Source organism: Micromonospora sp. PTRAS2, from assembly GCF_054052245.1.
The window spans coordinates 177,406-190,139 of record NZ_JBSWBU010000010.1 but is presented as its reverse complement, the minus strand read 5'-3'; the positions used below and the strand labels follow the sequence as shown (position 1 = coordinate 190,139).

Below are 12,734 nucleotides of genomic sequence, written 5' to 3'. Positions count from 1 at the left end.
GCCGGCGTCGGACGTGACGCGCGGCGCGGTTTACGCCGGTCGGCGAAACCCGGGCGGGGCGGGAATGAAAAGCTTGTCGCATGAGCTCCGCACCCGCACGGCAGGATCCACCGACCGACCCGCACTCCCCCGGCGTCGAAGACGAGGCAAGCGCCTTCACCGACCTCGGGCTACGCGCCGAACTGCTCGGCGCGCTGTCCGCCCTCGGCTACGAGGAGCCGACCCCGATCCAGCGGGAGGCGATCCCGCCCCTGCTGGCCGGCAGGGACCTGCTCGGTCAGGCGGCCACCGGCACCGGCAAGACGGCCGCGTTCGCGTTGCCGCTGTTGCAGCGGATGCCGGACGGGCGGACCGGCGGGGAGCCGGTGGCCCTGGTGCTGGTGCCCACCCGGGAGCTGGCGGTGCAGGTGTCGGAGGCGTTCCACCGCTACGGCAAGGACCTGGGCGCCCGGGTGCTGCCGATCTACGGCGGCCAGCCGATCGGCCGGCAGCTGCGCGCCCTGGACCTGGGGGTGGACGTGGTGGTGGCGACCCCGGGCCGGGCGCTGGACCACATCGCCCGGGGCACCCTGCGGCTGGGCGGCCTGGCCACGGTGGTGCTCGACGAGGCCGACGAGATGCTCGACATGGGCTTCGCCGAGGACATCGAGGCGATCCTGGAGCACGCCCCGCAGCAGCGGCAGACGGTGCTGTTCTCGGCCACCATGCCGTCGCGCATCGACGGGATGGCCCGCCAGCACCTGACCGACCCGGTGCGGATCCAGATCGGCCGGGAGCAGCCGGTGGCCGGCGAGACGCCCCGGGTGCGGCAGAGCGCGTACATCGTGGCGCGCGCGCACAAGCCGGCGGCGCTGGGCCGGGTGCTGGACGTGGAGTCGCCGACCGCGGCGATCGTCTTCTGCCGCAGCCGGGAGGAGGTGGACCGGCTCACCGAGACGATGAACGGCCGGGGCTACCGCGCCGAGGCGCTGCACGGCGGGATGAGCCAGGAGCAGCGGGACCGGGTGATGGGCCGGCTGCGCGCCGGCACGGCCGACCTGCTGGTGGCCACCGACGTGGCGGCCCGGGGGCTGGACGTCGAGCAGCTCACCCACGTGGTCAACTACGACGTGCCGTCGGCCCCGGAGTCGTACGTGCACCGCATCGGCCGGGTGGGGCGGGCGGGCCGGGAGGGGGTGGCGATCACCCTCGCCGAGCCGCGCGAGCACCGGATGCTCAAGACCATCGAGCGGGTGACCGGCCAGCGCATCGCCATCGACAAGATCCCCACGGTGGCCGACCTGCGCACCCGGCGGCTGGAGCTGACCCAGGCGGCGCTGCGGGAGAGCCTGCTGGAGGACGACCTGGAGCCGTTCCGGGTCATCGTGGAGTCACTGTCGGACGAGTTCGACATGATGGAGGTGGCGCTCGCGGCGGTGAAGCTGGCCCACGAGGCCGCCTCCCCGGGCTCGGACGACGACGAGGAGGAGATCCCGCAGGTCGCGGTCCGCCCGCAGCGCGAGGGGCGCCCCGGGCAGGAGGGGCGCGGCGGCGAACGGCGGCCCGGGCGGCCCCGTTCCGGGGGCACCACGCAGGTGTTCATCGGGCTGGGCCGGCGCGCCGGGGTGCGCCCGCAGGACCTGGTCGGTGCGATCACCGGGGAGACCCGGGTCAGCGGGCGCGACATCGGCTCGATCGAGATCGCCGACCGGTTCTCGCTGGTCGAGGTGCCGGCGGCCGTGGCGGACGAGGTGATCGCCGGGCTGCGCAACAGCACCATCAAGGGCCGCAAGACGACGGTACGCCGCGACCGCGACCGCCCCTGACGAGCACGGGCGGCCGGCCCGCGCCCACGGCGCGGGCCGGCCGGGCCGGTCAGAACGCGTACGGGCCGAACCGCCCCCAGGCGACGACGAGCGCGGCGACCAGCAGCAGCGCGGTGAACGCGGCCGGCGGGTACTCCTTGGCCCGGGCGTGCACGACGACGGCGCCGGCCATCACGATCGCTGCGCCCACGGCGGCCAGCGGCGTCAGCACGGTGGCGATGCCGGTGAGGGCGGGCAGGACCAGGCCGATCGCGGCGAGGACCTCCAGCGCGCCGAGGGCCTTGACCGCGCCGTCCGGCACCCCCTCGACCCAGCCCATCTTCTCGCGCAGCTTCTCCTTGGGCTGGGTGACCTTGGTGAGCCCGGCCCCGGCGAAGACCAGGGCGAGCAGGATCTGCAGGGCCCAGAGGGCGATGTTCATGGGGATGCCTCCATGGCGGACCGCCGCGTGGGCGGGCGAGATACTTGACGCTTCAAGGACCACCGTACGAGCAGATACTTGAAGCGTCAAGTATTCGGTAGGCTGGCGACATGGAACCCACCCGCTGGCTGACCGACGGCGAGCAGGAGATCTGGCGACGGACGCTCGCCGTGCTCACGCTGCTGCCGAACGAGCTCGAGGGGCAGTTGCAGCGCGACGCCGACCTGACCCGATTCGGGTACGGGGTGCTGGCGACCCTCGCCGAGGCCCCCGGGCGCTCGCGCCGGATGAGCGAGCTGGCCGCCCTGGCCAACGGCTCGCAGTCCCGCCTGTCCCACCTCGTCGGCCGGCTGGAACGCCGGGGCTGGGTACGCCGCGAGCGCGCCGACGACGACGGCCGCGGGTGCGTGGCCGTGCTCACCGACGCCGGGTACGCGCACCTCGCCGCGGCCGCCCCGGGGCACGTGGCTCTCGTCCGCTCGCTCGTCTTCGACGCGCTGACCCCGACCCAGGTCACGCAGCTCGGCGAGATCACCGCCGCGCTGCTGAGCCGCCTCGCCCCGCCCGGCGACTGCCCGGCGTCGTCCGACCACGGCGGGAGCACCGCCGACGGGCGCTGACCCCGGCCACCCCACCCCGCGCCTGCCGCCCCGCCCCACCACCGGTCGGCTGCCGCGCGGGGCGAGGCTTGTTTGCAGGGCCCCTTGTTATCGGAAGAGCGATAACAAGGGGCCCCTGCTTACCCCTCAGGCGGCCGTGAGGGCCGGATCGGTGCGGGTGTCGGCGTCGGCCGGGCGCAGCGCCAGGGCGAGCACGTCGGCCACGTCGGCGAGGGTGTGCACGGTCAGCGCCCCGCGCACCTCGGCCGGCAGGTCGTCCAGGTCCGGCTCGTTGCGCGCCGGGATGATCACCTCGGTCAGGCCGGCCCGGTGCGCGGCGAGCAGCTTCTGCTTCACCCCGCCGATGGGCAGCACCCGCCCGGAGAGGGTCACCTCGCCGGTCATCCCGAACTCCGGGCGCACCGGCCGGCCCGTCACCAGCGACGCCAGCGCCGTGACCATGGTGATGCCGGCGCTCGGCCCGTCCTTCGGCACCGCGCCCGCCGGGACGTGCAGGTGGATCCGCCGCCCGGCGAGGGCGTTCGGGTCGATGCCGAGCCGACGCCCGTTGGAGCGCAGGTACGACAGCGCGATGTGGGCGGACTCCTTCATCACGTCGCCGAGCTGGCCGGTGAGCGTCAGACCCGGCTCGCCCTCCATGCTGGTGGCCTCGATGAAGAGCACGTCGCCGCCCGCGCCGGTCACGGCGAGGCCGGTGGCCACACCGGGCACCGCCGTCCGCTCCGCCGACTCCGGGGTGAACCGGGGCCGCCCCAGGTAGCGGGCCAGGTTGTCCGCGTCCACCCGCACCGGGGTCGGGTCGTCGGCCAGAGCGACGGCGACCTTGCGCAGGATCTTCGCCAGGGCCCGTTCGAGCTGCCGCACACCGGCCTCCCGGGTATACTCCCCCGCGATCAGGGTGAGGGCGTCGTCGGCGACGGTGACCTCCTCGGCGGTCAGCCCGGCCCGCTGGAGCTGCCGGGGCAGCAGGTGGTCGCGGGCGATGGCGACCTTCTCGTCCTCGGTGTAGCCGTCGAGGGTGACCAGCTCCATCCGGTCCAGCAGCGGGCCGGGGATGGTCTCCACCACGTTGGCGGTGGCCAGGAAGAGCACGTCGGACAGGTCGAGGTCGACCTCCAGGTAGTGGTCGCGGAACGTGTGGTTCTGCGCCGGGTCGAGCACCTCCAGCAGGGCGGCGGCGGGGTCGCCGGAATACCCGACGGCCAGCTTGTCGACCTCGTCGAGGAGCACGACCGGGTTCATCGAGCCGGCCTCACGCAGGGCGCGGACGATCCGGCCGGGCAGCGCGCCGACGTACGTGCGCCGGTGGCCCCGGATCTCCGCCTCGTCGCGGACGCCGCCGAGGGAGACCCGGACGAAGTTGCGCCCGAGCGCCCGGGCCACGGACTCGCCGAGGCTGGTCTTGCCGACGCCGGGCGGGCCGGCGAGGGCGAGCACCGCCCCGGACCCGCGCCCGCCGACCACGCCGAGGTTGCGCTCGGCGCGGCGGTTGCGCACCGCGAGGTACTCCAGGATGCGGTCCTTGACGTCGGCCAGGCCGGCGTGGTCGGCGTCGAGCACGGCGCGGGCCGCGGCCAGGTCGGTGTTGTCCTCGGTACGCGTGGTCCACGGCATCTCGAGGACCGTGTCGAGCCAGGTGCGGATCCAGCCCGCCTCCGGGGAGGCGTCGCTGGCGCGCTCCAGCTTGCCGACCTCGCGCAGCGCCGCCTCGCGGACCTTCTCCGGCAGCGTGGCGGCCTCCACCCGGGCCCGGTAGTCGGCGGAGCCGTCCGGGGAGTCCTCGCCGAGCTCCTTGCGGATCGCGGCGAGCTGCTGGCGGAGCAGGAACTCGCGCTGGGTCTTCTCCAGGCCCTCGCGCACGTCGCTGTTGATCTGCTCGGTGACCTCCTGCTCGGCCAGGTGCTCACGCACCCAACCGACCAGCAGCTCCAGCCGGGCGGTCACGTCGGCGGCGGCGAGCAGCTCGGTCTTCTGCGCCAGGGTGAGCCAGGGCGCGTAGCCGGCCGCGTCGGCCAGCTCGGAGAGGTCGGTCATGCGCTCCATGGCGTCGATGACCTGCCAGGCGCCGCGCTGCTGCAGGACCGAGGTCATCAGAGCGCGGTACTCGCGGGCCAGGTCCCGGGCCCTGCCGGCCGGGGCGGGCTCGTCGAGCTCGGTCGCCTCGACCCAGAGGGCGGCGCCGGGCCCGGGGACGCCGGAGCCGATCCGGGCCCGGGACAGGCCGCGGACCACGGCGGCCGGCTCGCCGTCGGGCAGCCGGCCGACCTTCTCGATGGTGGCGATCACGCCGACGGAGCCGTACTCGCCGTCGATGCGGGGCACGGCGAGGACCTTCTTGTCGCCAGTGGCGCGCGCGGCATCGACCGCGGCCTGGGTGGTGGGGTCGAGGGTCACCGGGACGACCATGCCGGGCAGCAGGACGGCGTCGGTGAGGGGTAGTACCGGAAGAGTTGCCATCGAACACCTGCCATCGCGTTGACTTGAGCGTGTCAGGCTCAAGTCCGGGCCGGCTCCCGTTGTTCCGGAATGTGACCCGGGACACGCCGACCCCCGCCGCGCGGGCCGCCCGGGGCGAACCCGAACTGGCAAATTCCACCGTGGGGAGCGGGATTGCATCACCGACAAGTCGACGCGCCGAATGCAAACGGGGCATATTCTTGCGGATTTACCCAGGGATACGTCAAACTCGTAACACACCCCGCCCCACACAAGGAGTAATTGGCGATGGCCCGGAAAGTAATCACCGTCTTGACTGACGACCTCGATGGCGGGAAGGCGGATCGGACCGTCGAGTTCAGCCTGGACGGCGTGGCGTACACCATCGATGTGTCCGACGAGAACGCCGGCACCCTCCGGAAGGCGCTCGACCCCTACATCAACGCTGGCCGGCGAATCGGCCGAGGGCCGGTCGAGGCCGGCCGGACCGCCCGCCGTCCCGGCCGGGCTCCGGTCTCGGGAATGGACCGCGAGCAGAACCGGGCGATCCGGGAATGGGCCACCAAGAACGGCTACGAGATTTCCGACCGGGGCCGGATCCCCGTGTCCGTCGTCGAGGCCTTCAAGAACCGCTGAGCCGACACCGCGCCCACCACGCGGAACACCGGGGCCACGCCGAGATTCGGCGGTGGCCCCGGAGCTTTTCCCGGTAGCAATTCCCACGGCCCCGCTCCGGCGGCGTACCGCCTGCCGGTCACACCGCCCACGACCCGGCGCGCGACGCGGGGCCGCCCGGGGCGGTTGCTGCCCCGGGCGGCCCGGATGTGCGTACGGCGCGCGGCCGGCGGGTCAGTTGACCTGGATCCGCACCACGTCGATCGCCGGGGTCTGGTTGGCCCGCTCCATCATCGGGATACGGTGCGAACCGTCACCGGCCCAGACGGAGCACTGCGCCGTGCCGGCCTGCGGCAGGCCCGGCACCTGGATGATGACGTCGTCCGGCTGCGAGCCGCCCCGGCCGTCCTCGGTGGCCACGAAGAACGCCGGCACGTCCTGCGGGTTCGGGGGCTGCCGGGTGCTGTTCAGCATCCGGCAGGCGGTGTGGAAGTGCCCCCGCACCAGGCCCTGCCCGTTGAGCAGGGAGCTCTCCAGGTAGTAGCCGCCCTGGCCCGCGGCGAGGAACCGGTCCCGGACCAGGTTGCGGGTGGTGACCCGCAGCTGGAACGCCTGGTTGCGCTGGACCTGGTTGGGGAACTGCGTGATCAGCAGCGACGGGTTGTTCGCCGCCGCGCCGACCTCGCCGAACGCGGTGCTCACGCACCGGTTGCCGTTCTGGAAGCCGTCGTGCGGCTGCAGCCGGCTGTTGCCGCAGTCCTTGGCGAGGACGCCGAGGCCGTTGCCGTTGTTGTTGCCGCCGTTGTTGCCGTTCTGGCCGCCGTTGTTGTTCCCGCCGTTCTGGCCACCGTTGTTGTTGCCACCGTTGTTGTTGCCGGCGTTGGGGTTGGCGCCGACCGCGAGCTGGCAGGTGGCGAGCTGTTCGAGGCCCTGGGGCCGCTGCGCCACCCGACCGATGGCGGTCGCGATGCGGCTCAGGGTCGCCCGGCGCTTGTCCGCCAGCGGCCCGAGGATCGCGTTCTGGATGAACTGCCCGCCGTTGCGGCCCTCGGCGGCCAGCCGCTTGTTCGCCTCGTCGATCTGCGTCTTGAGCAGCTCGAGGTTGCGGTCCACCTCGGCCTTGGCTGCGGCCGGGACCTGGGGCAGCTTGCTGGCGACGTCAGGGCAGGCGATCGTCGAGCCGGCCGGGGCGGCGTTGGTGTTGGCGTTCGTGGCGGTGCCGCCGGCCTTGACCGACTGGCACTCCGCGACCGACATCTGCCCGTCACCCCAGTGGTTGCGCACCCACCGGCCGTTCTGCCACGTCTGGGTCGTGCTGCTGCCGATGTTCGAGGTCGCGCCGGGGCTGGGCGCCACGCACGACGCCGCCGCGGCGCGGGTGGTCGTCCGCCGGTCCCCGGCGGACGAGATCTGGGTCACGGCGACGATTCCACCGAAGACCGCAAGCGTGCCGACAACGGCCAGCAGTCGCTTGCTCCGTGCGTTACCGGATGACCGGCGCGCCCGTGGGGACCTGCGCATCGAATTGCTCTCCTTCTCGATCCGGTAGTTGACTCGTGACCCCGTCGGACCGATGAATTCGGGTGGGACGCCTCGGCGAGGATCACTGCGACGTTCCGGTCGCGTGTCGATGACCGACGATGCCCTTTCCTCATCGTCGTCGCGCCGGCCGGCGCGGCGGGGAGATCCGTGTCCATTCGGGCTGGAGTACGGACCCGCGACGGCCACGGTTCAACCCGGATACGGGAAATTTGCGGAGCGCCGGGAAGGGCTGGTCACTCTCGTGGACGAGGTCGGTCAGCCGGCGCAGAGGTGGTCGAAGGCGAAGCCGTCGCGCATCTCGTCGCGGCGCTCCCGCAGCCGGCGGATGTCCCGGTCCAACTCGTCGCGCGCCACCAGATCCGGTCCGACCGCCTCGACGTCGCGCAGCCGCTCGCCGACCGCCACGGCCGCCAGGTCCTCGGCGAGACGGCCGGCGTCCACGCCGCAGGAGAAGCGCTGCTGGACGACCTGCACCCGTTCCACCAGGCAGCGGCCGGGACGCACCTCCACCCAGCTCCAGCCCTCCACCGGGCCGTCGGTCCAGCGCACGTGCAGACCCCGCACGATCGGATCGACCAGCCGGCGGGACACGTACGCCTCCACGGCCGCCGCCCGGGCGAGGGCGCCGAGGTCGTTGACGTGGCCGCTGCGCCCGTCCGGCAGCCGGCCGACGATCTCCCGGAACTCCACGGGCATCACCTCCGCCGGGTCGTCCTGCCCCGGCGGAGGCGAGACGGCATCGGCGTAGGCGCGCGCGTCGATGACGTACTCCACGATCCGGCGGCCGTGGTCGGCGGCGCGCAACGTGGGCGAGACGATCCGCAGCACCGGCAGGCCGACGGCCGCGCAGACCGCGTTCTTCATCCGCTCGGCGCGCTGCGCGGCGGAGCCGGCCGGGGCCGGCGGCCCGATCTCGACGGCGAACAGCGGACGGCCGCTGTCGCCGGCACACACCACGTGGTCGAAGCCCTCCCGGGCGGCCGAGTTCCACTGGTGGCCCGTGACGCCCGGCGGACGGCCGTGCACCAGCTCCCCCAGCCGGCGGGGGCCGAACACGACCTGACCGGCGCGGGTGAGGACCGGGGCCCGCCCGGTCGACGCCGCGACCGGGCGCAGCAGGGAGCCGTGATCACTACCGGTGCGCGTCATCCGCCTGTTCCGTCCGTCGGGCCGTCGACGGCCGAGTCTAGGCCGCCGAGCGCGACGCCCACCTCGCCGGTGCGGCCCGCGCGGGGTCACCGGTCCGGGCCACCGCGGGCCCGGCGGAGACGCTTGCGCCCCGCCGGTCCGCCCGGGGCCCGACGGATGCGACCGGAGATCCGATTCTCTAGGCTCAGCGCGTGCTGCACAGTGGACGGGCTCCGGAACTTCTGACCAAGCGCAGCCTCGTCGCTGTCTCCCACGCCATCGAGAGCGCCGCCCTGGCCACCGCCGAGGACGGCCCGCTCGTGGTGATCGCGCTCTTCCAGCGGATGCCCTACTTTGACCGCGAGCGGGCCGTCTACGAGCGGATCGCGGCCACGGCGGCGGCGACCGTGGTGGGCGTGGTCGGGCAGCGCCCGGAGGCGCTGCCGGCCGGCGCGTGCGGCGTGACCCTGGACGAGACCGAGGACCTCGCCCGGGAGTGGAGCGTGGTCGCGCTGACCCCCCGGTTCGGCGCGGCCCTGGTCGCCCACGACCGGGCGGAGGTCGAGCAGGCGACCACGCTGGAGTCGGGTCGGCTCTTCGACGGGCGGTGGGGGTTCCGCCGCGACGAGGCGCTGCACGAGGTCGTCCGGCTGCGCGACCGGCTCGCCGACCGGCTCCCCGGCGCGGTCCGGCTCGCCGTGGAGGAGACCCTGGCCCGGGTCCGGGACCTGCCCGCCACACCCGGCGAGGCACGGGGCGAGGCGGCGTTGCGGCTGATGTTCTCCCGCGCCGAACGGGCCGCCCGGGCGCACCGGCCGGGCGGGCGCGACCGCGGCACGGCCCTGGCGGAACCGGCCCCGCTGCTGGACGAGCCGGGGATGCGCCGGTGGGCAGGAGCGGACGGGGTCACCGCCTCGGGCACGCTGCCGGTGGCGCTGGTCGGCGTGCGCGTGGACGAGCCGGCGGGCACGCCGGAGCGCTTCGGCCGCCGCAGCGCCGCCCGGGAGGCGCAGGCGGTGATCGGGGCGGTGACCGCGCCGCTGCGCCCCGTGGACCGGGCGGTGCGCCTGTCCGACCAGGAGTACCTGCTGATCCTGCCGGCGCTGACCGAGGAGCAGGCGGTGGCGGTCGCCGGTCAGGTGCACGAGGCGGTCGCCGGCCTGGCCCGGTCGTACCCGTTCGTGGCCTTCGCGGTGCACGCCGCGGTCACCGTGACCAGCCGCCGGCCGTTGCCCGTGGGCGACGTCCGACACGCCGTCGGGTGGGCCGCCCGGGAGGGGGTGCCCGTCGCCCGGCTGGCCCCCGAGTCGGCCGAGGTGCCCGTCGGGCAGCCGTAGGCGCGGCGGGACGGGGCCGGCGGTCAGGCCACCGGGGTGACCTGGCCGTCGGCGAGCTCGACGAGCGCGTCGTCGTCGACGTCGTACGCGATGGTGTTGACGACGCGGACGACGCCGCCGACCTGCGCGGCGAGCCGGCCGGCGAGGTCGACCGCGCTGCGCCGGTCCAGCCGCCCGTCCAGGGTGACCTCGCCGTCGCGCACGCGCACGGTCACCAGTCCGTCCCGCACGGCGAGGACCCGCCGCAGGACCTCCCGCACCACCTCCTCGCGGATCTCGGCGTCGGTGCGCAGGTGCACCCGCAGCAGGTCGCCACGGGTGACGATGCCGACCAGCCGGCCGAGGTCGTCCAGGACGGGCAGCCGCCGGACCGCGTCCCGGTCCAGCTGCCGCGCCGCGGCCGGCAGGGACGCCTGCGGGTACGTCGTCACCGCCGGCGCGGTCATCAGGTCCCCGGCGACCAGGGCGGCGGCCTTCTCCCGGGCCACCCGGCGACGCCGGCCCTCGAAGACCCGCCGCTCGTCGGGGTGCCCGACCCGTTCGATCCGGTGCAGCAGGTCCGTCTCGGAGACCACGCCCAGCACCCGGCGGAACCCGTCGACCACCGGCACGCCGCTGATGCCCCGGCGCACGAGCACGTCCACGATCTGCCGGTACGGGGTCTCCTCCCCCACCGTCACGACGTCCTTGGTCATCACGTCGCCCACCTGCCAGGTCCTCATCGCGACCTCCCTGCCGCCGTCGTCACGCCCGACGCTACGGGCGTGCGGGGGCCGTCGGCAGAGGCCGTGGGCCGGTGCCGGGACGGCCGACGGACCGGGTGGACCGGGGTCGAAGGTCCCGGCCAGAAGCGGACCCATCGGCCCTGACGGCCCACCGGGTGCCGGATGTCCAATGGAACTGCCACCGGGAAGCGCGGTGCGAGGACAGGAAGGGACGTGGACACCATGACCGCGACGATCGAGCGGACCACCGCCAGGACCACCGCGCCGGCGGCCGAGACCACCAGGACGAGCGAGACCACCCGGGAGCGGGCCACCCGGTACGTCCTCGGCGGCATCCGCCTCGCGCTGGGTTGGACCTTCCTCTGGGCCTTCCTCGACAAGATGTTCGGCCTCGGTCACGAGACCGCCGCGAAGAACGCCTGGATCAACGGCGGCAGCCCCACCAAGGGCTTCCTGAGCTTCGGCGCGGCCGGCCCGTTCAAGGGGTTCTACAACGGGATCGCCGGCGCCGCCTGGGCGGACTGGATGTTCATGGTCGGCCTGGCCGCGATCGGCGTGGCCCTGCTGCTGGGCGTCGGCACGCGGATCGCCGCCACCGCCGGCGGCCTGCTCCTGGTGATGATGTGGACGGCCGTCCTGCCCCCCGAGAACAACCCCTTCATGGACGACCACCTCATCTACGCCGCGGTGCTGGCGGTCCTCGCCCTGGTCGGCGCGGGCGACACCCTCGGCCTCGGGCGGACCTGGAAGCGGCTGGCCATCGTCCAGCGGTTCCCCTGGCTGAGGTGAACGGCAGACAGCACGGGCCCGGCGGGCGTCACCTTCCGAAGGTGACGCCCGCCGGCACGTGTGCCTCCGGGCCACCGCCCGCCCGCTCCGTCGCGGCGGGCGGGCCCGCTTCGTTTCGTCGCGGCGGGCGGGCCCGCCGGGCGCCGGCCGAGGGACCGATGGAGATCGGCGGATCACGATCCGGCAGGATCGACGACGACCGCAGTGGACGCACCACCGAGCAGGAGGCGTACGGCATGGACAAGCCTGAAATCGGCCCGATCGAGGGCGCGCCGCCCGCCGATCTCGTCATCGAGGACATCGTCGTCGGCGACGGCCCCGAGGCCCAGCGGGGCCAGCGGGCCACCGTGCACTACGTGGGCGTGGCCCACTCGACGGGTCGTGAGTTCGACGCGTCGTGGAACCGGGGCGACGCGTTCGAGTTCCCGCTCGGCGGCGGACGGGTCATCGCCGGCTGGGACCAGGGCGTCGTCGGCATGCGGGTCGGCGGCCGGCGCAAGCTGACCATCCCGCCGCACCTCGGGTACGGCAACCAGGGCGCCGGCGGTGTGATCGCGCCGGGCGAGACGCTCGTCTTCGTCGTGGACCTGCTCGGCGTGCGCTGACCCGTCAGCTCCCCCGGCCGGGGGCGTCGGCATCCGCCGGCGGCCCCGGCCGGGCAACGGCGGGGCGGGAGCGAGCCGACGGCCCGGCGGGTCAGGCGGCCGACACCAGCGGCGCGGACGCGCTGCCCCGCTCGGCGGCGAGCGGGACCAGCAGCCCCGGTGGCAACGCCAGCGGCGCGGGCGCAGCCGGGACGGGGGCGGCGGTGGCGCCCGCCCGGACCGGGATGACCCGGTCCAGGCCGGTCACGTGCAGCACCCGGGCCACCATCGGGGCCGGGTCGACGAGCACCAGCTCGCCGCCCCGCGCGCGGGCCCGGCGGTGCGCGGCGACCAGCGCCCGCACGCCGGCGGCGGAGAGCAGCCGGACGCCGGAGAGGTCGAGCCGCAGCAGCGGCCGGGCGGGGGCGGCCCAGAGCGCGGAGCGCAGCACGCCGACCGTGGCGATGTCGACCTCGCCGGTCGCCCTCATCTCCACCACGTCGTCACCCACGTCGACCTGCACGTGGAACCGATCGCTGCGCTGCTCCATGACCACGAATCTAGCCCCACCCACCGACATTTCCGCCCTGCCCGGGAGTGACTCCGGGTACACCCAGGGTCTGACCCTGAGCCGCCCCGGCTCCTCCCCTGGCAGGAGGCCGGGGGCGCTGCGCGGGACCGCTCGACACGCCGCCGGACGACGCGCCCCGGCCGCCGGTGCCGGGGTGAGAA

12 protein-coding genes are annotated in these 12,734 nt (G+C 74.5%); 6 read left to right on the top strand and 6 right to left on the bottom strand.

All coding sequences use genetic code 11. From position 1 onward, the window contains the following. The first annotated feature begins 80 nt into the window (after positions 1–80). Positions 81–1,805 carry a DEAD/DEAH box helicase gene (locus tag ACVMYR_RS26290; protein WP_077940102.1) on the top strand — a complete coding sequence of 575 codons (1,725 nt, stop codon included), beginning with the start codon at positions 81–83 and terminating at the stop codon, positions 1,803–1,805. A 49-nt stretch (positions 1,806–1,854) separates the two neighbouring features. Here ACVMYR_RS26290 and ACVMYR_RS26285 read toward each other — a convergent pair whose 3' ends face one another. Then, complete coding sequence (locus ACVMYR_RS26285) at positions 1,855–2,226, bottom strand: DoxX family protein (protein ID WP_077940101.1); 372 nt, start codon at positions 2,224–2,226, stop codon at positions 1,855–1,857. 110 nt (positions 2,227–2,336) lie between these two features. Between ACVMYR_RS26285 and ACVMYR_RS26280 the strand changes: the two genes are divergently transcribed. After that, positions 2,337–2,846 carry a MarR family winged helix-turn-helix transcriptional regulator gene (locus ACVMYR_RS26280; protein ID WP_396788395.1) on the top strand — a complete coding sequence of 170 codons (510 nt, stop codon included), beginning with the start codon at positions 2,337–2,339 and terminating at the stop codon, positions 2,844–2,846. Between the two features lie 126 nt (positions 2,847–2,972). Here ACVMYR_RS26280 and lon read toward each other — a convergent pair whose 3' ends face one another. Further along, on the bottom strand, positions 2,973–5,303 hold the full coding sequence (lon, locus tag ACVMYR_RS26275; protein ID WP_077940095.1) for an endopeptidase La: 2,331 nt from the start codon (positions 5,301–5,303) through the stop codon (positions 2,973–2,975). 267 nt (positions 5,304–5,570) lie between these two features. Between lon and ACVMYR_RS26270 the strand changes: the two genes are divergently transcribed. Next, complete coding sequence (locus ACVMYR_RS26270) at positions 5,571–5,918, top strand: histone-like nucleoid-structuring protein Lsr2 (RefSeq protein WP_077940094.1); 348 nt, start codon at positions 5,571–5,573, stop codon at positions 5,916–5,918. 213 nt (positions 5,919–6,131) lie between these two features. Here ACVMYR_RS26270 and ACVMYR_RS26265 read toward each other — a convergent pair whose 3' ends face one another. Further along, a complete protein-coding gene (locus ACVMYR_RS26265; protein WP_229405387.1) occupies positions 6,132–7,418 on the bottom strand; it encodes a hypothetical protein in 1,287 nt (428 codons plus the stop codon). Positions 7,419–7,694: 276 nt separating this feature from the next. Then, on the bottom strand, positions 7,695–8,588 hold the full coding sequence (locus ACVMYR_RS26260) for a DUF2726 domain-containing protein (RefSeq protein ID WP_457123019.1): 894 nt from the start codon (positions 8,586–8,588) through the stop codon (positions 7,695–7,697). Positions 8,589–8,779: 191 nt separating this feature from the next. Between ACVMYR_RS26260 and ACVMYR_RS26255 the strand changes: the two genes are divergently transcribed. Further along, positions 8,780–9,904: a DICT sensory domain-containing protein gene (locus ACVMYR_RS26255; RefSeq protein WP_457123018.1), complete on the top strand. Its 1,125-nt coding sequence runs from the start codon at positions 8,780–8,782 to the stop codon at positions 9,902–9,904. 23 nt (positions 9,905–9,927) lie between these two features. On the opposite strand, the gene ACVMYR_RS26250 is transcribed toward ACVMYR_RS26255, so the two are convergent. Beyond that, on the bottom strand, positions 9,928–10,626 hold the full coding sequence (locus ACVMYR_RS26250; protein ID WP_077940092.1) for a CBS domain-containing protein: 699 nt from the start codon (positions 10,624–10,626) through the stop codon (positions 9,928–9,930). 216 nt (positions 10,627–10,842) lie between these two features. Between ACVMYR_RS26250 and ACVMYR_RS26245 the strand changes: the two genes are divergently transcribed. Next, complete coding sequence (locus tag ACVMYR_RS26245; RefSeq protein ID WP_396788398.1) at positions 10,843–11,418, top strand: hypothetical protein; 576 nt, start codon at positions 10,843–10,845, stop codon at positions 11,416–11,418. Positions 11,419–11,654: 236 nt separating this feature from the next. Beyond that, positions 11,655–12,023, top strand: coding sequence for an FKBP-type peptidyl-prolyl cis-trans isomerase (locus ACVMYR_RS26240; protein WP_077940096.1), 369 nt, complete (start codon positions 11,655–11,657; stop codon positions 12,021–12,023). Positions 12,024–12,114: 91 nt separating this feature from the next. Here ACVMYR_RS26240 and ACVMYR_RS26235 read toward each other — a convergent pair whose 3' ends face one another. Next, positions 12,115–12,552, bottom strand: coding sequence for an STAS domain-containing protein (locus ACVMYR_RS26235; protein ID WP_396788399.1), 438 nt, complete (start codon positions 12,550–12,552; stop codon positions 12,115–12,117). Between the last annotated feature and the right edge of the window lie 182 nt (positions 12,553–12,734).